The following is a 21,883-nucleotide window of genomic DNA, read 5'->3' as shown; positions in this document are numbered from 1 at the left end:
AAGCACATCACAAAGATCACCTTAACCAGACAACAAAAACAATCGGACACCCCAAGGGAAGTCCGCCTGGAGAACCGCAATGAGCCTGAATGCACTGGAGGCCGGCGCGAGCCCGGCCGTTAGCCACGATGAAGAAAAAGCCCTGGTCAGCAAAGTCGCCTGGCGATTGATGCCGCTGATCATGGTCTGCTACCTGTTCGCGTTTTTCGACCGCATCAACATCAGCTTCGCCAAGTTCCAGCTGCAAACCGACCTGAGCCTGAGCGATACCGCCTACGGCCTCGGCGCGGGGTTGTTCGTGGTCGGTTATGTGATTTTCGAAGTGCCGAGCAACATGATGCTGTACAAGGTCGGCGCGCGACGCTGGATCGCCCGGATCATGATGTCCTGGGGCCTGGCCACGGCGTTGATGGTGTTCGTCAACAGCGAATGGCAGTTCTACGTGTTGCGTTTCGTGATTGGTGCGATGGAGGCGGGTTTTGCGCCGGGCGTGCTGTACTACCTGACGCTGTGGTTCCCGCAGCACTACCGCGGGCGCATCACCTCGATGCTGTTCCTTTCATCGGCCTTCGCCGGGCTGGTCGGCGCGCCGTTCTCCGGGCTGGTGCTGCAACACCTCGACGGCTTCCTCGACATGCGCGGCTGGCACTGGTTGTTCCTGCTCGGCGGCGTGCCGTGCATCGGCCTCGGCTTGCTGGTGCTGACCTTGCTCAAGGACCGCATCGAAGACGCCCATTGGCTGACAGCTTCGGAGAAAACCCTGCTGGCCAGCCGCATCGCTCACCATGAACCGCACAAGAGTGGCGGCTCGTTGCTCGCCGCGCTGCGAATCCCCGGGTTCCTGACCTTGGGCCTGATCTACTTCCTGATCCAGGTGGCGTCCTACGGCTTGAATTTCTGGGCACCCCAACTGATCCGCAGCGCGGGTACCGAGAGCCCGGTCATGATCGGTCTGCTGACGGCCATCCCCTACATCTGCGGCGCCATCAGCATGGTGGTGATCGGGCGCTTGTCCGATGCCTCTGGCGAGCGACGCAAGTTTGTCGCCGGCCTGGTCGCCGTCGGTGCGATTGGTTTCTTCTGTGCCGGGATCTTCGCTAACCACACGACCTTCCTGATCGTTGCGCTGGGCTTGCTCGGCGCCGGCATCATCGCCTCCATCCCGAGCTTCTGGACCCTGCCGCCGAAACTGCTGGCCGGAGCCGGCGCGGGTGCCGCGGGCGGGATCGCGGTGATCAACACCCTGGGGCAGTTCGGGGGCATCGTCAGCCCGGTCATGGTCGGACGGATCAAGGACCTGACCGGTAGCACAACACCGGCGCTGTATGTCATTGGTGTTTGTGCGCTGATCGCTGTTGCGCTGCTGTTGTGGGGCTTGCCGCAGAAGCTTCGCACGCTCGACAAATTCTGACGGTTACTGAAACCTGCAGCGCCTGGCAGATGGCTTTCGCGAGCAGGCTCGCTCCCACAGTGGACGCCACCGATCCACTGTGGGAGCGAGCCTGCTCGCGAAGACTGACTGACAATCAACATTGAACGCTCGGTAAAGACTTCAACCCGCAGCCGCCAAAGACTTGGCCGGCATGGCGCCAAACTGAATCAACACCACCCCGCCAATCAGCAGCACCGCCCCAGCCAATCGCGGCAAGGTGATTTGCCGCTCCACCAACCCGAACCAGCCAAAGTGATCCAGCACCAGCGAAGCCACGACTTGCCCCGCCAATGCCAGGGCCATGAATCCAGAAGCGCCAAGCCTGGGCAGCAGCATCACCGCCAACGAAATGAAAACGACCCCAAAAGCACCACCGGCCCACATCCACAGTGGAGCTTTGGTAATGAACGCCACCGAAGGCAACGGCAAACGCATCGCCAACATGATCGGCGACAACACCACAATGCTCACCAGCAACGACGCCAACGTCGCCCACAACGGATGACCCAAACCGCGCCCGAGGTTGAAGTTGATCGCGCTCTGAAAGGGCACCACCGCCCCGGCAATCACCGCCAGCAATAGAAGGCCGATCCCGTGCAACGTACTCATATTTATCCTCCAACAGGTTTTGCTGGACTCTAGAGTATTCATCGCGCAGATTTAAATTCCGTTTTGCTATCCAGAACATGCATCAAATGAATGATCTACGGCGCATCGATCTCAACCTGCTGGTGATCCTCGACGCCTTGCTCAACGAACAACACGTCACTCGCGCGGCCGAGCGCCTGCACCTGAGCCAGCCTGCCGTCAGCCACGCCCTGGCGCGCTTGCGCGATTTGCTCGGTGATCCTTTGCTGGTGCGCGCCGGCGCCAGCCTTGTACCAACTCCCCGAGCGCTGGAGCTGATGGCCCCGCTGGGCGAAGTCCTGGCCCAGGTGCAATCTCTGCTGGCGCCGAACGCCTTCGAGCCGGCCACGGCCAAACGCACCTTTCGCCTGGCGATGTCTGACTACGGCGCCGCCATCGTCCTGCCGGGATTGATCCGCAGGCTGCGTCGCGAAGCGCCGGGCATCGACCTGCAAATCAGCCACGCCAGCCGTGAAGGCATGCTCGAAGGGGTGCTCAACGGTGATATCGATGTCGCCGCCGGGGTGTTTCCGGAAATGCCCAACGAACTGCGCAGCACGGCGCTGTTCGAGGAGCATTACGCCTGCCTGGTAGACCGCCAAAGCCTGCCCGACGACGGCGTCCTCGACCTGCCGACCTACCTGTCGCGCCCGCACGTGCTGCTGGAAATGCGCGGCAGTGGCACCCCGGAAATCGAACGCGCCCTGACAGCCTTGCGTGAACGCCGTCGCGTCGCGATCAGCCTGCCGCACTGGAGCGTGGCCCCGCAATTCATCAGCGGTACCGACCTGATCCTCACCGTCGCGTCCCGGGCCTTGCGCGATATCGATGAGCAGGCATTGATCGTCCTGCCGCCGCCGTTCGAGATTCCGTCGTTTACCTTTGTCTTGGCCTGGCACAAGCGCCGGGGAGGGGACCAGGCGTTGAATTGGCTGAATGCGCAAATCGAGCGAGCCTCAGCTGATATAGACTGGCGCCCATTCACCCAAACAGCTCAAAAGGACTTCCCATGACCCCATCCCTGCTAATGGCCGTTCTCGCCTCGGGCTTCATCTATGGCATCACGCCAGGGCCGGGGGTATTGGCGGTGTTCGGCATCGGCGCCGCCCACGGACGACGGGCGGGGGCGGGGTTTCTCTGCGGGCATTTGTTGGGGGACGTGGTCTGGTGCAGTACCGCGCTGATAGCCATCGTCGGTGCGCGGGAAATCGGCAGCACGGCTTTCGATGTGCTGGGCGTGCTCAGCGGGCTCTACCTGTTCTGGCTCGGCTGGCGCGCGGTGCGGGCGCGTCAAAGGGTGGGCGAGGCGCCGCAGGGGCCTGCGCGACAGCCGTTCTGGCACGGCATCCTGTTCGGCCTGACCAATCCGAAGGCGTACCCGGTGGCTGTGGCCACCTTCACTGCGCTATTGTCCAGCCGGGCTGAGTTGCTGACCTGGTCAATGTTGCCGTGGCTGATCGTCTTGAGTTTCGTCGGTGGCCTGCTGGCCTACGCTATCCTCATCGGCATCGTCGGCGCGCGCCAGGTGCGCACCTTGTATCAACGCCATGAACTGGCTATCACCCGGTTGTGCGGGTTGATGTTTATCGGTTTCGCCATCAACGCCCTGGCGCATGCACTGCCGGGGCTGGTGACGAACAAGGCTTGACGCTGATCGAAGGACACGTCGGCGCTCGGTCAGGGAGGGTTCTTAATGGCTGCAGGCACCATGACCAGCACAAACTCCGCACCGTTGGCGAGCTACATTGACCTCCTGCTGGACGCCGTTTGCGCGGTCGACAAACAAGGCCGCTTCGTATTTGTCAGCGCGGCGTGCGAGCGCATTTTCGGCTACACCCCCGACGAGCTGATTGGCCGGCCAATGATCGACCTGGTCCACCCGGCCGATCGCCAGCGCACCCTCGACGCCGCGAAGGACATCATGGACGGCGAGCCCAAGCTCAATTTCGAAAACCGCTACCTGCGCAAGGACGGCCGGGTGGTCAATATCCTGTGGTCGGCGCGTTGGTCAGAGGTCGATCAGCTGCGCATCGCCGTGGCCCACGACATTACCGAGCGCAAGCTGGCCGAATCCCGACAAGCGGCGTTGTATGCGATTTCCGAAGCGGCCCATGCGGCGGAAGACTTGCTGGCGTTGTTCAAACGTATCCACCTGATCATCGGCGAATGGTTGCCGGCGTTGAATTTTTCCGTGGCGCTGTATGACGAGCAGTGTGCGCAGCTGAATTTTCCCTATCACGTCGACGACCACGAGCCGCACCCCGAACAGCCCGGGACCATCACCGCGCGCCTGTGCGCGGAGGTGATCCACAACGGCCTGCCGATCCTGCTGACGCCGGACCAGAGCGACCTGCCCTCGGAGTTCGAGGCGCTGGTCAGCGGGCAGCATTCGCCGTGCTGGTTGGGCGTGCCGCTGAACTCGCAAAACGGCACGATTGGTGCCCTGATCGTCAAAAGCGTGCCGGGAGGCGAGCGTTACACCGAGCGGGACAAGGAGTTGCTGCAATATGTTTGCGCGCAAGTCGCGACGGCTATCGAGCGCAAGCAGTTGCACACGCGCCTGCAGCACATGGCCCAATACGACCAGTTGACCCAGCTGCCCAACCGCGAACTGTTGCGTGACCGGCTGAAGCGGGCCCTGGACTCGGCGCGGGAAGACCACGGACGCATGGCCCTGTTGTACGTCGATCTTGACCGCTTCAAGGAAGTCAACGACACCCACGGTCATGCAGTCGGCGACATGTTGCTGCAAACCGTGGCCAATCGGCTCAAAGGCTGTGTGCGCGAAACCGACACGGTGGCGCGTATTGGCGGTGACGAGTTCGTGGTGTTGCTGCACAGCATCCACGCCTCGGGCGATGCCGACTGCGTGGCCGGGAAAATTCGCCAGGTACTGTCGGCTCCCATGCGCCTGGACGGGCACAGCCTGCACATCCAGCCGAGCATCGGTGTTGCCCAGTACCCTGAGCACGGCACCGAAGAAAAGCAGCTGTTCAGGCACGCCGACGAGGCGATGTACACCGCCAAGCGCGAGCAACACTTGCGGCTCGTCTGAACCTGTCCTCACCGTTCGTCGCGGCGATTTCAGCTTTTCTAAACCTTTTGGCGCGTGGAAATTCAGAATCTATGCGGGCGACGGCTCGCCGCGTTCATCATCAAGAGGTAGAGAATCATGCCTAACTCAAGAAACTCGAACTCGGGACATGCCAACGATCGAACGAAGACGTCTGAAGCCGGTCGTAAAGGTGGGAAAACCACGACCACGACTGTTGATAAAGACTCCTCCAAATCCGAGATGGGCCGCAAACCCGGCCAGAAATCCAAGTAAGGGATGCAGGTGGTTTTGATTGAGAAGCGGGAGCGAAAGCTCCCGTTTGAATTTTTACTGAGGAGGGCGCGACCATGAACCCTATGGCCACCCGATTACGCAACTGCGGCATAGCCGCGTTACTGGGCCTGTGCGCCAACAGTGCCTTCGCCCAGACACCCACCGATTTCATCAACGATGCATCGGCCAAGGGCATCGCCGACATCGAAGCCAGTCGCCTGGCGCACCAGAAGTCCGAATCCAAGGAGGTCAAGGACTACACCATCGTCGTGATCAACGACCGCACGACCGCCAACCAGCACTTGGCAAAAATCGCCAAGGAACTGGACCTGCCGGTGGCGCCGCGTGAAGAGGTGATGGAAAAAGCCAAGGCCCTGATGCCGCAAGTCATGGAGGGCGCGACCTTCGACCAGGCCTACGCGGCCAGTCAGGTCGAGACCACCGAGGAAGCCATCGAGCAGCTGGAGCAAACGGCCCAGACCACCGACGTGCCGCAAATCAAGGCGTTCGCTGAAGAGACCCTGCCAAAGCTGCAAAATCACCTGCAAATGGCCAGGGCCCTGCAGGCCAGTCGCTGAGCCTTCGCCTGCGCGGGTGACTCGCGGTCACCCGTGCACTAGCGATCAGCACTTGTTCAGATCCTGTTTGCCTTTCTCCTGCACCACGGTGCCATCAATGGCAATGGTCTGGCCTTCGCCCAGGCTGCGGTAGTGCTTTCTCAAGGCTTCCAGCTCCTTGAGGTCCAGCGCCTCGAGCCCCAGCATCGCGTTCTGCGCCTCCTTCGTCACTCTCAGCAACTCATCGACCTTCAGGTGCAGAATGTCTGTGTCACGGTTTTGCGTGTTCTGGATCAGGAACACCATCAGGAAGGTGATGATGGTGGTCGAGGTGTTGATGACCAACTGCCAGGTGTCGTTGAAACCGAAAATAGGCCCACTCAACCCCCACACTAAAATCAGGATGATCGCCCCCAGGAACGTCGTGGGGCTGCCGGTCCAGAGGGCAAGTTTTTGGGCGATTTTTGCGAATTTCATGGCCGTTTTCCTTATAAGAGGGCGCCTGAATTTCAGACAGTGGCGGCCGGGTGAAAATTCGGTCTTTACCCATTAGCGAATGGAAAATCCTGTAGGAGCCGGCTTGCCGGCGAAGGCGCCCGAAAGACCAACGCAATGTTCAAGGACGTCTTCGCCGGCAAGCCGGCTCCTACAGTTTCGGTAGCACAACAAAAGTGGAATAGAGCAGAACCTGACAGTCGATGTATCGTGACGAACCGGTTGTCGCCTCGAGGCTGAACAACACCGACAGGAGAACGCAATGAGTTGGTCCGCCAAACAATACGTCGCCTTTGAAGATGAACGCACCCGTCCCGCTCGCGACCTGCTGGCCGCCATTCCCGCCGGGGCAGTGCGCTCTGCCATCGATATCGGTTGTGGTCCGGGTAACTCGACCGAGTTGCTGGTGGAGCGCTTCGCCGATGCCACCGTACGTGGGCTGGACAGTTCTACCGACATGATCGAAGCCGCGCGCAAGCGCCTGCCGCAGGTGCGTTTCGATGTTGCTGACATAGACACCTGGAATGACAGTGGCCCGTTCGATGTGATTTTTGCCAACGCGGTGCTGCAGTGGGTACCCGATCACGCAACGTTGCTGCCTGCGCTGGTGAGCAAACTTGCGCCCGGTGGCAGCCTGGCGATCCAGATGCCGGACAACCTCAATCAACCTTCACACCGCTTGATGCGAGAAGTGGCGGCTGACGGTCCCTGGGCGAGCAAACTTGCTGAAGTCGCCGGACAACGTACCGAAATGGCCGAAGCCAGCGTTTATTATTCGATGCTGAAAGCCTGCTGCACCCGCGTCGATGTATGGCGCACCACTTACCATCATCCGCTGGCGGGCGGCGCGTCGGGTGTGGTGGAGTGGTTCAAGGGCAGTGGATTGCGGCCGTTCCTCGAACCGTTGGATGAGGCTGAGCGCGTGCAGTTTCTGAAGCAGTATCAGGCTGCAATCGAACAGGTCTATCCGGCATTGGCCGATGGTTCGGTATTGCTGCCGTTCCCGCGCTTGTTTCTGGTGGCGACGCGCTGATTCATCAATCAGCGCTGAACACTGACCAACATCATCATCGGCCGCTCCCGCTCTTCGGCCAATGCCGGTTGCGCTTGGACCTCGGCGTCCGTCGGCCCCCATTCATTGACATGCCGGATGCTGAAACCGGCACCAATCAGACTGTTGAATAACGTGCCAACGGTACGGTGCTGCTTGATCACGCCATCCGCCAGCCAGTTGGTCACGCGCTCGCCTTCCAGTTGATAGCTATCCACCGGCCAGCTCTTGCGGCCCTCGGCGTCGGTGATCCAGCCGGGATTACGCGGCGCCATGAAAATCGGGTGCTCAATGGAAAACACAAACCGCGAACCGGGGTTGAGCGCTGCGTGGATATTGGCGAACAGCCCCGGCAAATCCTTGATGTAATGCAGCGCAAGCGAGCTGTAGGCCAAATCGAAACTGTTTGCCGGAAGTTTGAGTTGTTCCAAGTCTGCGCGTTCGTAGCGAATATTGGTGGAGGAGGTTGTGCTTCGAGCCCGATCAAGCATTTTCTGCGAAACGTCCAGGCCCAGCACACTGTGGGCACCTTGCTCACTGGCCCAACGGCAAAACCAGCCGTAACCGCAACCGAGATCCACCACATTCAAGCCTTGCATCGGCGGCAACAACGCCTTCAGCGCAGGCCATTCCGGTGCGGCATCCAGGCCATTGATGGAGCGGGCCATTTGACTGTAGCCCTGGAAGAAATCGGGGTTGTCGTAGATGTTTTGAGTCATATGCCGGGCGCTCCGTTTAATTCATTTTGTACGCACATCGATGTCCACCAACGCCCACGTACATTCTGCGTATTTTGGATTGTCCTCATGCTGCGCAACGTCATTGGCTAACGGCATAGGGGCACCATCCTCTGCGAGGATCTCCAAGTGACCCTCAATGGCTTCGCGGGCCATGACCATTACATTAGCCAGATCTTGACCGGCAGAAAAACAACCCGGTAAGTCGGGGACTTCTACGCACCACGCGTGGTCGTCATCGCCCTTTGAAATCGCTATCGGGTAAAGCATCTTCATCGTCCTCCATGGCACGGCTGCTGGGTCCATGAACCAAAAAGGGCGACCGAAAGGCGCCCAATTGAGCGTCAGGACCGCTCTGCGTCCATACGTCGTGCAATGACGTCCAGCACATCACAACCGTCGCGCAAGGGCACACAGCAGAGCAATGCAAAGTCACTCAGCACCACAGTGTCAGAGGATAGATCGCCGCGTATCGCGAGCTTTTCAAGCAGCTGAGTCACGGCTCGTATTCTGTAGCTGGCCGTACTGAGCAGGGAGTGTAGAGGTTGGCTGGTGTTGACATACAAGGAGGGTAAGTCGTCGGCGTTGCTGGTTAAGGCCATGAATTCTTTCATGCGTAAAGCTCCACTTAGTTGAGGTTTACCAGCCAATCGTCGCCAAACGATAGGGTGGCAACTGTACGCAGGTTGGCGAACCGGAGTGGAAGCCGGCAGATCCAAAGATCTCCCGCGCACAGTTGCCAAAAACGACAACTCTACAGATGCAAAAACGCCTGCAAGCAAGCCAGTGCGCTTTTGCATTCCACTTCAGGTCGCCAAACCCGACACGCCATATGGGCGCGCTCGGACTATAGGCCTCGTGGCAAAAGCACAGCAATGCGCAAGTGTACGGACATTTCCTAATGTCATGTAGGACGAAGCTTTTTTTAAAAAGCATGCCGGGTTTTCACCGTAAAGCTTGCGGGCCCGGGCTTAGGTTGGAGAGCGTCTGATTCTTTTAGATGTTTCAACTATGATTTGCACTTGAGGAAGCTCTCCCATCTGGGCTCTATGTAGCTCAGGGCGATTCAAGAAGTGCTCCGGGTCTCTCGCAAGACTTGCATTTTGCACAAGGGGGGCAGTTTGAGGCGATACATTACGTGCGGTCGAATGTGTAGCTGCCATGGGAGTCGGGGCTCTCGATGGACTGTATGCTGGCGGGGGGCCAAAGATTGCGGTGGCGAATGATGGCGGCGGCGTATCCCGCAATGACAAAGTTGAATATCGAGGCGGTCTATCGATGACCCGAGCGACCGACTGAAACCATTGAGTGCCCCTTGTAGTTGCTGTTTTTGCCACCTCGTAAGCCAGTTTCACGGTGGCTACTCCAGCAATGAAACCAGCACCAGCCAGGACTGGTGCTATTACAGGAGCAGAATTGGCAAATGCCGCTGCCCCAAGTAGCATGCCACCCGCCCCGGTACCCAGGGCCAAAACTCCCTTTCCGCTAAAGCGCGCACTGGTGCTCAAGGAAAGCGCCATACCTCCTAACGAGGACGCCCCACCTCCAACCCCAAGCAGTTGACTCACAATAACCGTTTCAATGACGCGCCCTGATGGGTCACGGTGATTGACGGGGTCTGCGACACAGTACATGTATGAGTTCAATCCACCTGCGCCGAACGGGCTCAACTTGTCTGAACTGTGGAAACGCATCAGTACTGGGTTATAGGCCCGATGGCCGTTACCTAGCAGGTACCAACGAGTATGTGGCTCGATTATCTCGCCATTGAAACCCAGGCAGGTTGAAGGGATACGCTCGCTTGAGAGGTGCCCATAAGCCGTGTATGCCATTGGATTTACACCATCTTGACTCACTTGCGCGAGTACCGATTGGCTCTGATTTGTTGCGAGTAGAATCGTTTTTCGTTCGTCTTGCTCGACTTGACTGGGCGTAACCATAGAGGGGCTTCTGGATACTGAGGGCGGTATTGTTGTTTTACAACAGTTGATCCGGCTTCTGTACTAGCAGATCTGATAGTTCTTTCAATTTCAGCCTGCATCAGTGAGCTCGGCGAAGGTGAATTTGGAAAAAGGTAAAAGGTGACGGATTCATTTCTCTTCACTGCCTCCCATCTCACGGTCTTCAAACGCCGAATGCACAGCCTCCACAACCCGCTCCGCCATGCGCTCATCTTCAAGCTGCGGATACGCTTTCTTCAGCTTGCCCGACACCATCCAACCATTCTCCTTGATGGAACGAATGATGCGATTCGCATCCTGGTCCGGCATTTCCAGTACCTCTTTCAACTGCTCCTGAGCTCGCTGAAAGATCACCAGCACTCGGGCTTCATCCGCCATTTCCTTGCGAATCGTGTGCTCGACAACCCGTGCGGTGTACAGGACGTGTTCGGTCAGGTCCGGATACCGCCAGGCAAAGCAGGCATCCTCGTATTCATCGAAGATGAAGTTGCTGGGTGTTCCGTCCTCGTAGGTCACCAGTTCGCCGAAGCGATAGGCCGTCGCGTACCGTCGCATGAACGGGCGTGAGAACACTTCGAGCGTACGGTCGTAGCCGGCCCGGAAGTCGATCGAACTGGTGATGGTGGCTGACACCGGCAGGATTACGCCGTCGGGCACTGCCTTGTCGCGAATCAAGGTGTCGTTGATGAGGAAGCGGTGGATCCGGCCATTGCCATCGCGCATGGGATGGATATAGACGAAGCCAAAGGCCAACACAGCGGCACGTGCCAGCGATTCCGCGCCACGCGTTGCGACTTCAAATTCGTTGAGTCCCGCCAGTAGCTGATCAAGGTCTCTGGAGTGGGGGGCAATGTAGTGCACGATGTCCTCGCGCATTGTGGCTTGCCCCACGAATACAGGGGAGCGCCGCAAGCCCAGTCCGATGGCGTCACGTCCCAGAATGCCGGCTTGCAGGGACTGCAGGCTGTCGTTGCTCAACGGGTCTTTGATATGGCCGCAGTACTGGGCAATGACATGGGCAAACCGCTGGATGCGATCAGCCTGGTCGGCTTCCTTTTCAATGAGAAAGCTTGCGCGCGATTCCTTGAATGTCAGCCAACTGGCCGTACGCATCAGGATGTCGGCGCCAAAGGCCTGATCCAGCTCGGACAGGGCTTCGCGCAGATCGAATTGCAGAGCTTCTTGCACGGGTGCCGTACGACGAACCAAGGGACAGAACTCAGGCGTTCCCGGCAAATTGTTATTGATTCGCCAACGCCGCGTTCGTAACGACTCGCGACGAGTCAGGTAATTTTTTGCCGAAAGTGCATCAACGTAGGCGCCATTGGTCACGTCGGGCACATCCAGGTGTTCACCTGTCAGCCATTCGTAAAGGAATCCCGTGCGACGGGCGTACTGACCGAAAGGCTCCCGCCGACACCAGTCTTCGACCGACTGCGGACCGACGGCCGCAAACAGACGGGCAAAGAACTCAAGATGAATTTCTTCGTACTTGAGGCCGAATTCGAAATGTCCTGCAAAGTCGTCTGCGGGCCGGTAGCTTGGCGGATACCGGTTCTCCACATGCCCGTCGCTTTCACGTCTGACACGTGTGGAGCCGATCATGGACTCGACGCGCAGAGGCTGCGCCAATGCGATGTCGTAGTGGTTCGCGAGGGCTTTGAAACCGACTTGCATTGACGAAATCCTTTACTGAGGCAAGAAAAACGCTAACAGAACGTCGATCCTATGCGAAAACGCTAATTTACGCAGGTGTGAAAACGCTAACACCTGATGAAATTTGATACTGAATCCGGGTTTTGAATAAAAAACGCTAACGAACTCAGGGTAGTCACTGCAGCGGCGGGGGTATTTGCTTGTCGACCAGCGGGACTGACAAGCCGGGTCTCACCAAATCCCAGGCACAAAAAAACCGGCCCTGAAGGCCGGTTTTTCTATATCTGCATCCCCCGTCAAAAAACAACGTGAGACAAAAATTAGGTTGGAGCGGGTGAAGGGAATCGAACCCTCGTTATCAGCTTGGGAAGCTGGAGTAATGCCATTATACGACACCCGCTCAGAGCGGTGACTTTGTACCAGATGTGCGCGTGGAAATGAAGTTTTTCTTTGCGTTTGATGGCTTTAGCTCGGGTGAATCACATCCACGGACCCTGTGACGGTCGTTCGCGGGCAAGCCTCGCTCCTACGGGATTACGCAAGGGCAGCGGGGCTTGCTCGCGATGACGCTACTTCAGAGGGACAATGCATGGTGGTCCTGAACGTAGTGGAAACGCGGTCGGCTTTCGTGCTGGGCCGGCTTCAGGAACCCCAGTAACGCATTGCGGCTGTCTCGGCAGGCGGCTTTGTGTTCCATGTCGAGAAAGTGGCCGGTTGCATCCAGGGTCGTGAAAGTGGCGTGTTGCACGTGGCCGGCGAACAACCGGGCGTCATCGGCGGCGGTGTATTCGTCCCATTCGCCGTTCAGGAACAGCAGCGGTACGTTGATTTTCTGCGCCGCCTTGTAGAAGCACTGGCGGTCGCTGTGCAGCAAGTCGCTGATGTGGAAGTGCATCTGACCGTATTCGTGATCGGCCAGGCTGCTGACGTGGCGGTAGTTGAAGCGCTTGAACAGCGTCGGCAAGTGTTTGCCGATGGTGCTGTTGACCAGGTTGCCGACCCGGTCGCCATCGCGGCTACCGAGGTAGTCGACACCGCGCTCGAGGTAATCGAGCATGTGCGAATTGATCTCCGGGGAGAACGAGCTGATCACGGCTTTTTCGATGCGTCGTGGCTGATGGGCCAAGGCGACCAGGGTCGCGGCGCCACCCCAGGAAAACGACAGCACGTGTTCGGCGGCGAAGTGGTCGATCAGCTCCAGGAGGATCTGCCCTTCGACTTCCTTGGTCAGCAATTTCTCATGCAGGTTGTGGGCTTTGGACTTGCCCGCGTAGGGCTGGTCGTAGCAGACCACATTGAACTGCGGGTGGAGGTTTTTCACGGTCTGTGCAAACGACGCAGTCGTGGCCATCGAGCCGTTGACCAAGATAATGGTCTTCTCTGCGGCGTCTGCGCGATAGAACTCCGTGTAAACCCGATACTGACCCTGTATATCCAACACAGCGATTTCTGGCCTCATGTCATAAGACTCCTGGCAAGCGGGTATGCGCGCAAATGAGATTGCACGAGCTTTGTGACAGGTAGGCATACGCCTTGAAATTGTTAGCCCATGTCGATCCAATGCAGCCCGGTCGACGGGTATTGTTATTGGCGGGCAGTCTGCCGGGTGAGGCCGGAACCCGAGGGTCCCTACCGGCAAAAAGTTTCTTGGATGTATCTCGTGACTCATCGGTCACATTTCGGCCGACGTCCTGATTCAAGCAGGCGTCACGTCATCGCGCAAGTGCCTTTGGTAAATTGTTCGACAACTTCTGCTGAGCGGTAGACTGCTTAGATCAATTCGATCTCTAGGTCGCTCAGCGGGCGGTACTCACCCGGTTTCAACGCGTTGTCGAGCACCAGCGGACCCATGCGTTCGCGATGCAGGCGCGTCACCTTGTTGTTGAAATGACCGAACATGCGCTTGACCTGGTGGTACCGGCCTTCGACGATGCTCAGGCGCGCGCTTTTAGGGCCCAGCAGCTCTAGCCCGGCGGGTTGGGTGGTGAGGTCTTCGAAGGCGAAATACAGCCCCTCACGGAAGGTGACCGCGTATTCGGGGCCGATGTCCTGCTCGGTTTCAACGTAGTAGACCTTCGCCAGTTTGGTCTGCGGCTGGGTCAGGCGTCGCGACCAACTGCCATCGTTGGTGATGAGCATCAGGCCGGTGGTGTTGAAATCCAGGCGCCCGGCGATGTGCAGGTCATCCTTGTCCGGTTCTCCGATCAGGTCCAATACGGTGCGGTGCTGCGGGTCGCGGGTGGCGCTGACGCACCCGGCGGGTTTGTGCAGCATGAAGTGACGCAGCGGTTTACCGGCTTGCAGCACCTCGTCGTCGACTTCGACTCGGCTGAATTCGCGAACGTCGGCGTGGGGATCGCAGACGGTCTGGCCGTCGATCCTGACGCGCTTTTCCACCAGCAACAAGCGCACTTGCTTTCGGTTGAAGCAGGGCAGGTTGCTGAGGAATCTGTCGACGCGCATGAATTTGAGGATCAGTGAAGAACGGGGGCGCGCATCTTACTTGATCGACTGCGCCGTTGCTTGCAACTGCGCTTCGACCTCGGCGCAACGCGGGCACAGGCAGGCGGCGTTGCGCAGTTCGGCGGGCAGCGCCTGGAGCACCGCCGGGTCGATGCTGACGCCGTAGCACCAGCATGCACGGTCAGCGGTTCTTGGGTCGGCCAGGGTGCAGTCGTTGGGTGCGCCGCAGGCGGGGCAGAGGTCAGGCTTTGTCATAAGCAGGATGCGGCAGTTCCACGCAGGTTCGGTTGCGGCCCGATTGTTTGGCCCGATACATCGCATGATCGGCCCGCGACAGCAGGGTGTGCAAGGTGTCATCGGGTTGCAGGGTGGTCAGGCCGATGCTGACGGTCAGTTGCAAGTGGTTGCCATTGTACGCATAGGGCTGTCGCTCCACATGCCGGCGTATTTTCTCGGCGATCACCTGGCCGCCGTCACCGTCGGTGTCCTTGAGCAGCACGATGAATTCCTCGCCGCCCCAGCGACAGACGATGTCGGAGTGGCGCAGGCAGCTTTCCAGGTCTCGGGCGAAGCCAATCAGCACCTGATCGCCGGCCAGGTGGCCGTAGGTGTCGTTCAAGGCCTTGAAGTGGTCCAGGTCCAGCAGCAGGGCCGTCAGCGGCCTGGGTTCGCGCTGGGCTTCGTGCATCGCTTGCGCAGCCAGCAGGTCGAAGCCGCGACGGTTGGGCAGCTCCGTCAGGCTGTCGAGCGTGGCCTGGGTCTGGATCTGGCCCTGGTAGCGTTTGATCACGCGGTTGAGCAGGGCCAGCACGGTCAGTGTGACCACCAGGCAAATCAGCAGGTTGAGGTACAGCGAGTGGCGGATGTCGTTGAGGTCGCCGTCTTCGCGCTTGTCGACGAACAGGTACCAGTTCAACTCCGGGATAAACCGCACGTTGAGGAAATGTCCCTGGCCCTGGCCCGAGTATTCGTAGCTGCCGCTATGGGGCTTGGGCAGTTGGCTGAGCAGGTCTTTCATGCTGTCGAGTTCGGCCAGGGTCTGCCCGGCCAGGGCACCCTGCGGCCCGCCTTCTGCCCCGGTGAGCACCAGGCGGCCGAAGGTGTCGACGAAGTACACGCTGCGCTGGTAGCGCTGCTGGTATTTGTCGATCAGCTTGATCACCGCATCGACCGTCAGCCCGACACCCGCGGCGCCGATGAAGCGGTTGTGGTAGTCGTAGACCTTGTAGTTGATGAAGACGGTCAGGTTGTCCTTGTTGGCGAGGTCCGGGTCGACGTTGATCTCGTAGGGATCCTTCATGTCACGGACACGGAAGTACCAGGCATCCCGGGGCTCGGTGAACTTGACCTGCTTGAGCACGCCCTTGGCGTGGTAGTAGGTCAGGCTGGCGTCGGAGACGAAAAAAGCCGTGTAGGCACCGTAGTGGGTCATGACCTCGTCGAGGTAGCGGGTCATCTGCAAGGTGTCGCGTTCGCCGTTGACCACCCAGTCGCGCATGAAGGTGTCGCGGGACATCATCGAGGAAATCAGGATCGGCCTGACCAGGTCTTTCTGGATTTCCGAGTAGACGGTGTCCGAGGTCAGCGGCAGCTCGGTATTGACGATGTTGTCGCGGATCGACGCGCGCGAGGCGTAGTAACTGAGAAAGGAGGTGGCCAGGAAGCCTGCGCCCAGCAACGCGACCAGTGTGAGGACCAACGACCGTTGGGAATACAGCGGCGAGCGAAGTGGCATGGCAGTTCCATTGTCAGCAATCCGATGGCAAGCATTCTAAGGGTTGCGGCGGGAAATAACTGCTCCATGTACGTCGCGAATGGTCGCTCCTGTGTTTTGACATCGATCGTTCCCACGCTCTGCGTGGGAATGCAGCCAGGGACGCTCCGCGTCCCCTCCAGAGCCGAACGCGGAGCGTCCGTTGAGGCATTCCCACGCAGAGCGTGGGGAACGATCCCGCAGGGGTGGGTCAGGCGAGGGTTTTCAGGTAGGCCCTCCAGCCACCCAAATGGCTGATATCCACCGCCCCCTCCAACCCATAGGCCTCACAGATAAACCCGCTTTCCCAGCGGCCATCCGCCAACTGCACCTTGCCCAGCCCCAACGGTGCCGGGATGCCAGTGAGGAACGAACCCAGTTCGCTGCTCGGCAGTTCCCAGACTTCCACGGCAACCGCCACGCCGCCGTCCTTGACCCGAACCATGCCCGGACGAAACGGCGGGCCACCGGCCAGGGCATACAGTCGATAATCAGCCGAGCTGGACGTGCTTTCCACCAGACGCGCGCCACGCTGCTTGAGCTGCCAGTTCAACGCCAGGCCATCCAGGTGCGCGCCACAGACCACCAGCCGCGCCCGGTCGTTGCGCGCAACAGCGCTCGGCGCCGGGGCCGCCAATCCTTGCTGGCGCTGCAAGCCATCGGCCAGGCTCAACAGGTATTGATCGGTGAACGCCCGCCCGAACAGGGTCACGCCCCAGGGTAGGCCGTTGTCCATGAATGCGCTGGGCACGGCGACGGCGGCGTAGTCGAGCAGGTTCATGAAGTTGGTGTAGTAGCCCAGTTCGCTGTTGCGCAGCACCGGTTCGGCGTCGAGTTCCGCCAGTGTGACCGGGCGGCCAATGGTCGGCGTAACCACGCAATCGAGGCCCTCCAGCGCTTTGTCGCACAGGGCTTTCAGCGCTTGCAGCCGATACTGCGCGCGGAAGGTTTGCACGCCGCTGACCGCTGGCGCCTTGGCCAGTACGGCGCGGATCACCGGCAACACGGCTTGCGGGTTTTCCTCCATCAGCTCGCCGGCCACGCTGTAGCGCTCGGCGACCCAAGGGCCTTCGTACAGCAAGCGCGCCGCTTCGAGGAACGGCGACAGGTCCAGCTCCACGGCTTCGCCGCCCAAGGCCTTGAGTTGCTCGACGGCATCGGCGAACAGCAACGGGCCTTCAGCACAGCCGAAAAATTCCAGGTCTTGCGCCCGGGGCACACCGAAACGGAACCCGCGCATCGCGCCGAACGCCGAGCCGTCATTCCACAACGGGTTACTGCGGCTGTACGCGTCCCGTGGGTCGAGTTTCGCGGTCAATGCCAGTAACTGACTGGCCTCCCGGGCGGTCGCGGTAAAGGTCGTCACGCAATCGAGCGTGCGACAGGCCGGCACCACGCCGGCGGTGGAAACCAGGCCCTTGGTGGCTTTCATCCCCACCAGATTGTTCAACACCGCCGGCACCCGCCCGGAGCCCGCGGTGTCGGTGCCCAGGGAAAAGCTCGCCACACCGAGCGCCACCGCCAGTGAAGAACCGGCGCTGGAACCACCGGACGGATACTCCGGCAGCACGCTGTTGGGGCACGCGCCATAGGGCGAACGGGTGCCGTTGAGACCGGTGGCGAACTGATCGAGGTTGGTCTTGCCCAGGGGAACGGCGCCGAGTGCCAGCAGTTGCTCGACGATGGTCGCCGAACGTTGCGGTACGTAGGCAAACGCCGGACAGGCCGCGGTGGTCGTAATGCCCGCCAGGTCGATGTTGTCCTTGATCGCGAACGGCACGCCGTACAGTGGCAGGCTGTCGATGTCGCGGCCGTCGAGGGCGGCGAGATAGGGTTCCAGTTCTTCGGCGCTGAGCAAATGGATGAACAGGTGATAGTCCGGGTTCAGTGCCGCTGCTTTGTCCCGAAGGCTCAGCAGCAGTTGCCGGGGCGTGGTGCTGCCGTCGCGGTAAGCGTTGCGCAGGGCGTCGAGTTGCAGATTGATGTTCATGGTATTCGTCCTTTCGAAATGGGTTCAGTCGAGTTCCAGCACCACGACGCGTTGCCCGGCACGCACCGCCGAACCCGGCTGCACGCGAATCTCGCGCACCACGCCGGCCATGGGCGCGAGCAGCGGGATTTCCATCTTCATCGACTCCAGGATCACCAGCACATCACCGGCCTCGACCCGGTTGCCGGCTTGCACCTGAACCTGCCAGAGGTTGCCGGCGATGTGGCTGTCGACGCTCTGCAGACCGCTGGCCAGTGGCGCGTCTTCGGTCACCTCCGGGGCCAGTTCTTCGCTGTCGAAATGTGCCTGGCCGCTGGCGATCCAGCGTTCGCGTTCGGCGTTGAATGCGCCTTTTTGCTGGTCGCGAAAGGCGTTGATGCCTTGGGCCTCCTGCGCCAGGAAGGCCTGGTAATCGGCCAGGTTCAACTGACTGTGCTCGATGTTCAGGGGGAAGCGCCCGAGGGGGAAATCCCGGCGAATGCGCAACAGTTCATCGGCGCTGACCGGGTAGAAACGGATCTGGTCGAAGAAGCGCAGCAACCAGGGTTTGCCATCGAACGCGGCGACTTCGCGGTAGCGATTCCACATCTGCAGGGTACGACCGACGAACTGATAACCGCCGGGGCCTTCCATGCCGTACACGCACATGTAGGCGCCACCGATGCCCACCGAATTTTCCGCGGTCCAGGTGCGGGCCGGGTTGTACTTGGTGGTCACCAGGCGATGGCGCGGATCGAGCGGGGTGGCCACCGGTGCGCCGAGGTAGACATCGCCCAGGCCCATCACCAGGTAGCTGGCGTCGAACACCGTGCGCTGCACTTCATCGAGGTTCGGCAGGTCGTTGATGCGGCGGATGAACTCCAGGTTGCTCGGGCACCAGGGGGCGTCCTTGCGCACGGTGGTCATGTACTTTTCGATGGCCAGCTGACAGGCCGGGTCGTCCCAGGACAGCGGCAAGTGGACGATGCGCGAGGGTACCTGCAGATCTTTGGCGGCGCACACGGCGTCCCATTCACCGGCCACGATGCCGAGCAAGTCAGCGAGCGGCAGCTGCTCGGGTTGGTAGTGCACTTGCAGCGAGCGGATGCCTGGGGTCAGGTCGATCACGCCGTGCAGGTGTTTACTTTCCAGGGCCTGCATGAGGGCGTGGGCGCGAAAGCGCAGGACGAGGTCGAGTTCGGGGGCGCCTATTTCAAGGAGCAGGTGTGTATCACCGGACAGCCGTGCAACCAGCCGCGTATCCCCCTGACCCAAATCCAACACCACAGGCGACACAACCCCCTGTAGGAGCTGGCTTGCCAGCGAAGGGGACAGACCTGACACCGCATCAACTTCTTCGCTGGCAAGCCAGCTCCTACAGGGGGTATTCCATTTCACGGCGAGGTTGCGGGCGGTCTTGAGGTCGACCGGTTGGAACTGCACCTTGTCCCCGGCCTTGAGCTGTCCCAGCTGCCAAAGATCTGCCTCGATCACCGTCACCGGGCACACGAACCCACCCAGGCTAGGACCGTCCGGCCCCAGGATCACCGGCATGTCGCCGGTAAAATCCACCGCGCCGATGGCGTACGGATTGTCGTGAATGTTCGACGGATGCAAACCAGCCTCACCCCCGTCAGCCCGCACCCATTCCGGTTTCGGCCCGATCAGGCGTACGCCGGTTCGGCTGGAGTTGAAGTGCACTTCCCACTGGGTCGCGAAGAACGTGCCGATGTAGTTCTCGGTGAAGTATTCCGGCGCACCATGCGGGCCGTAGATCACGCGAATGTGCCGTACGGCAGGCAACTCAGGGATTTCAGGCAGTTGCGCACCGACGCTCCGATCGTTCAACGCCGGCACATGCAACACATCACCCGCCCGCAAGGCTCGACCGCCGTGCCCGCCAAACTGGCCGAGGGTGAAGGTGCTTTTGCTGCCCAGGTAATCCGGCACCTGCAAGCCACCGCGCACGCACAGATAGCTGCGCGCGCCTGCTCCGGCAATCGTGCCGAGGCTCAACGTGGCACCGGCTGTAATCATCAACGCCGTGTTCATCGCCACGCTTTCGCCGTTTAGCGTCAGCGGGATCACCGCGCCCGTGACGGCAACGACCGCGTCGCAGTTGAAGCGCAGCAACGGCCCGCTCATGGTGATTTCCAGCGCGGCAACGCCTTCGTCATTGCCCAGCAACAGGTTGCCCAGGCGCAACGCACGACTGTCCATCGGCCCCGATGGCGGCACGCCTACCGCCCAGTAACCGAGGCGGCCGGGATAGTCCTGGACGCTGGTCTGGGTGCCGGCGCTGAGCACTTCGAAGGTGTTGGCCTGATAAACCAGGCCTTCCAGGCAACGGGTCCACGGCTGACCGCTGGCGAAGGGCGCATCGAGCAGAATCTGCCGCAGGTAATCACGGTTGGTTTCGACGCCGTAGAGCAGGCTTTCGCCCAAGGCTTGATGCAGATCGGCAGCCGCTTGTTCGCGGGTCGGTGCCCAACTGATGAGCTTGGCGATCATCGGATCGAAGTAGGGCGGGATCTCGCAACCGGCCTCGACCCAGGTGTCGATGCGCAGTTGTTTGCCATCGGCGACGGGGAAATTGACCGCGGTGAGTAAGCCGGGGCTCGGTTGGAAATCCCGACCCGGATCTTCGGCATACAACCGCGCCTGAATCGCATGGCCCTCGGCTTTCAAGCCCCGGCTCAACTCGCTCAACGGCGGCAGGTCACCCGCTGCCAGTTGCACCATCCAGCGCACCAGGTCGACGCCCCAGACTTGCTCGGTAACGCCGTGCTCCACCTGCAAACGGGTGTTCACTTCAAGGAAGTAGAAACGCCGGGCATCGCTGTCGAACACGAACTCGACGGTGCCGGCGCTGCGGTAGTTCACCGCTTTGGCCAGCTGGATCGCTGCCGCGCACAGTTCATCGGCCATACCCTCGGGCAGGTTCGGTGCCGGGGTTTCTTCGAGGACTTTCTGGTTGCGTCGCTGCACCGAACAGTCGCGCACACCGAGGGCAATCACCTCGCCGCGACCGTCGCCAAACACCTGCACTTCCAGATGCCGGGCGCGCTGGATGTACTTCTCGATGAACACGCCGGCGTCGCTGAAATTGTTCTGCCCCAGGCGCTTGACCGCTTCGAAGGATTCGCTCAATTCGACCGCGCTGCGGCACACCCGCATGCCGATGCCGCCACCGCCGGCGGTGCTTTTGAGCATCACCGGATAACCGACCTGCTCGCCGGCGATCAATGCCGCTTCGAGGCTGTCGAGCAGTTCGGTGCCTTCGAGCATCGGCACGCCGTGTTGCCGGGCCAGGGCGCGGGCGGTGTGCTTGAGGCCGAACACCCGCAGCTGCTCCGGGGTCGGGCCGATGAAGGCGATGTCGGCGGCTTCGCAGGCTTGGGCGAAGGCGGCGTTTTCCGAGAGAAAGCCGTAGCCGGGATGGATCGCGGTGGCGCCGGTGGCCTTGGCGATGGCGAGGACTTTCTCGACGGCCAGATAAGTACCCGCCGCCGCGCCTTCACCCAGGCTGTGGGCTTCATCGGCTTGCAGGATGTGCAGGCTCGCGGCATCGGCTTCGGAGTACACGGCGACGCCTGCAACGTGCAGTTCGCGCAAGGTGCGCAGGATGCGACAGGCAATGGCGCCACGGTTGGCAATCAGGACTTTTTCGAACATGGCATAACCCCTGGAGGGGATGCGGGCCGTCCCGCAGTTTTTCGATGAGCGCCGGGGTCGTCCCCGGCGGAGAAAGCAATTTTCTTCAAACACCACCACCCCCAGTAGGAGCTGGCTTGCCAGCGAAAGCGGTGTGTCAGTCACACCATCGTTGAAAGTGCTGGCCCATTCGCTGGCAA

The 21,883-nt window shown here is 60.4% G+C and carries 19 protein-coding genes, 1 tRNA gene and 1 pseudogene; 7 read left to right on the top strand and 14 right to left on the bottom strand.

Going from position 1 to position 21,883, the window contains the following annotated elements:
* Positions 1 to 79 precede the first annotated feature (79 nt).
* Positions 80 to 1,411 (top strand): MFS transporter, encoded by a 1,332-nt coding sequence (locus HFK74_RS08235; protein ID WP_180203077.1) that lies wholly within the window; start codon positions 80 to 82, stop codon positions 1,409 to 1,411.
* Positions 1,412 to 1,552: 141 nt separating this feature from the next.
* Here HFK74_RS08235 and HFK74_RS08230 read toward each other — a convergent pair whose 3' ends face one another.
* Positions 1,553 to 2,041, bottom strand: a complete 489-nt coding sequence (locus HFK74_RS08230; protein ID WP_180203076.1) for a DMT family transporter — start codon at positions 2,039 to 2,041, stop codon at positions 1,553 to 1,555.
* A gap of 77 nt (positions 2,042 to 2,118) precedes the next feature.
* On the opposite strand from HFK74_RS08230, the gene HFK74_RS08225 reads away from it, so the two are divergent.
* The 5 genes from HFK74_RS08225 (at position 2,119) to HFK74_RS08210 (ending at position 5,965) form a co-directional block, all read left to right on the top strand.
* A complete protein-coding gene (locus tag HFK74_RS08225) occupies positions 2,119 to 3,072 on the top strand; it encodes a LysR family transcriptional regulator (RefSeq protein WP_180203075.1) in 954 nt (317 codons plus the stop codon).
* Complete coding sequence (locus HFK74_RS08220) at positions 3,069 to 3,707, top strand: LysE family translocator (RefSeq protein WP_008059408.1); 639 nt, start codon at positions 3,069 to 3,071, stop codon at positions 3,705 to 3,707. Before HFK74_RS08225 ends, HFK74_RS08220 begins: the two co-directional genes overlap by 4 nt.
* Positions 3,708 to 3,767: 60 nt before the next feature.
* Entirely contained in the window at positions 3,768 to 5,114 is a 1,347-nt protein-coding gene (locus HFK74_RS08215) for a bifunctional diguanylate cyclase/phosphodiesterase (protein WP_180203074.1), read from the top strand.
* A 117-nt stretch (positions 5,115 to 5,231) separates the two neighbouring features.
* Positions 5,232 to 5,387: a stress protein gene (locus HFK74_RS33115; RefSeq protein WP_081504815.1), complete on the top strand. Its 156-nt coding sequence runs from the start codon at positions 5,232 to 5,234 to the stop codon at positions 5,385 to 5,387.
* Positions 5,388 to 5,461: 74 nt separating this feature from the next.
* Positions 5,462 to 5,965 carry a DUF4142 domain-containing protein gene (locus HFK74_RS08210; RefSeq protein ID WP_180203073.1) on the top strand — a complete coding sequence of 168 codons (504 nt, stop codon included), beginning with the start codon at positions 5,462 to 5,464 and terminating at the stop codon, positions 5,963 to 5,965.
* A gap of 45 nt (positions 5,966 to 6,010) precedes the next feature.
* Here HFK74_RS08210 and HFK74_RS08205 read toward each other — a convergent pair whose 3' ends face one another.
* Positions 6,011 to 6,421 (bottom strand): low affinity iron permease family protein, encoded by a 411-nt coding sequence (locus HFK74_RS08205; protein ID WP_180203072.1) that lies wholly within the window; start codon positions 6,419 to 6,421, stop codon positions 6,011 to 6,013.
* 280 nt (positions 6,422 to 6,701) lie between these two features.
* Between HFK74_RS08205 and tam the strand changes: the two genes are divergently transcribed.
* Entirely contained in the window at positions 6,702 to 7,472 is a 771-nt protein-coding gene (gene tam, locus HFK74_RS08200) for a trans-aconitate 2-methyltransferase (protein ID WP_180203071.1), read from the top strand.
* A gap of 8 nt (positions 7,473 to 7,480) precedes the next feature.
* Here the strand turns inward: tam and HFK74_RS08195 are convergent, their stop codons facing one another.
* The 12 genes and pseudogenes from HFK74_RS08195 to uca all read right to left on the bottom strand — a co-directional run bounded on the left by HFK74_RS08195 (position 7,481) and on the right by uca (position 21,704).
* The gene (locus HFK74_RS08195) at positions 7,481 to 8,209 is read right to left on the bottom strand and encodes a bifunctional 2-polyprenyl-6-hydroxyphenol methylase/3-demethylubiquinol 3-O-methyltransferase UbiG (protein ID WP_180203070.1); all 729 of its coding nucleotides are present in this window, start codon (positions 8,207 to 8,209) and stop codon (positions 7,481 to 7,483) included.
* Positions 8,210 to 8,233: 24 nt separating this feature from the next.
* Positions 8,234 to 8,497, bottom strand: a pseudogene (locus HFK74_RS08190) (type II toxin-antitoxin system HicB family antitoxin); the annotation flags it as partial.
* Between the two features lie 74 nt (positions 8,498 to 8,571).
* Positions 8,572 to 8,841: a short-chain dehydrogenase gene (locus HFK74_RS08185; protein ID WP_180203069.1), complete on the bottom strand. Its 270-nt coding sequence runs from the start codon at positions 8,839 to 8,841 to the stop codon at positions 8,572 to 8,574.
* Positions 8,842 to 9,198: 357 nt separating this feature from the next.
* Positions 9,199 to 10,059, bottom strand: coding sequence for an RHS repeat-associated core domain-containing protein (locus HFK74_RS08180; protein ID WP_257230282.1), 861 nt, complete (start codon positions 10,057 to 10,059; stop codon positions 9,199 to 9,201).
* A 258-nt stretch (positions 10,060 to 10,317) separates the two neighbouring features.
* Positions 10,318 to 11,865, bottom strand: a complete 1,548-nt coding sequence (locus HFK74_RS08175; protein WP_180203067.1) for a Fic family protein — start codon at positions 11,863 to 11,865, stop codon at positions 10,318 to 10,320.
* A gap of 305 nt (positions 11,866 to 12,170) precedes the next feature.
* Positions 12,171 to 12,244, bottom strand: a tRNA-Gly gene (locus HFK74_RS08170).
* Positions 12,245 to 12,418: 174 nt separating this feature from the next.
* A complete protein-coding gene (locus HFK74_RS08165) occupies positions 12,419 to 13,303 on the bottom strand; it encodes an alpha/beta fold hydrolase (RefSeq protein ID WP_180203066.1) in 885 nt (294 codons plus the stop codon).
* A gap of 311 nt (positions 13,304 to 13,614) precedes the next feature.
* Positions 13,615 to 14,307 (bottom strand): pseudouridine synthase, encoded by a 693-nt coding sequence (locus tag HFK74_RS08160; protein ID WP_180203065.1) that lies wholly within the window; start codon positions 14,305 to 14,307, stop codon positions 13,615 to 13,617.
* A gap of 36 nt (positions 14,308 to 14,343) precedes the next feature.
* Positions 14,344 to 14,562 (bottom strand): cysteine-rich CWC family protein, encoded by a 219-nt coding sequence (locus HFK74_RS08155; protein WP_032831586.1) that lies wholly within the window; start codon positions 14,560 to 14,562, stop codon positions 14,344 to 14,346.
* Positions 14,549 to 16,042, bottom strand: coding sequence for a sensor domain-containing diguanylate cyclase (locus HFK74_RS08150; RefSeq protein ID WP_180203064.1), 1,494 nt, complete (start codon positions 16,040 to 16,042; stop codon positions 14,549 to 14,551). The genes HFK74_RS08155 and HFK74_RS08150 overlap by 14 nt, the downstream gene beginning before the upstream one ends.
* A 229-nt stretch (positions 16,043 to 16,271) precedes the next feature.
* Positions 16,272 to 18,050 (bottom strand): allophanate hydrolase, encoded by a 1,779-nt coding sequence (atzF, locus tag HFK74_RS08145; protein ID WP_180203063.1) that lies wholly within the window; start codon positions 18,048 to 18,050, stop codon positions 16,272 to 16,274.
* Positions 18,051 to 18,074: 24 nt separating this feature from the next.
* Positions 18,075 to 21,704, bottom strand: coding sequence for an urea carboxylase (uca, locus tag HFK74_RS08140; RefSeq protein ID WP_180203062.1), 3,630 nt, complete (start codon positions 21,702 to 21,704; stop codon positions 18,075 to 18,077).
* Between the last annotated feature and the right edge of the window lie 179 nt (positions 21,705 to 21,883).

This window comes from Pseudomonas sp. SbOxS1, assembly GCF_013416725.1.
In the GTDB taxonomy this organism is placed as follows: Bacteria; Pseudomonadota; Gammaproteobacteria; order Pseudomonadales; family Pseudomonadaceae; genus Aquipseudomonas.
This window is presented reverse-complemented; position numbering and strand designations above follow the sequence as displayed.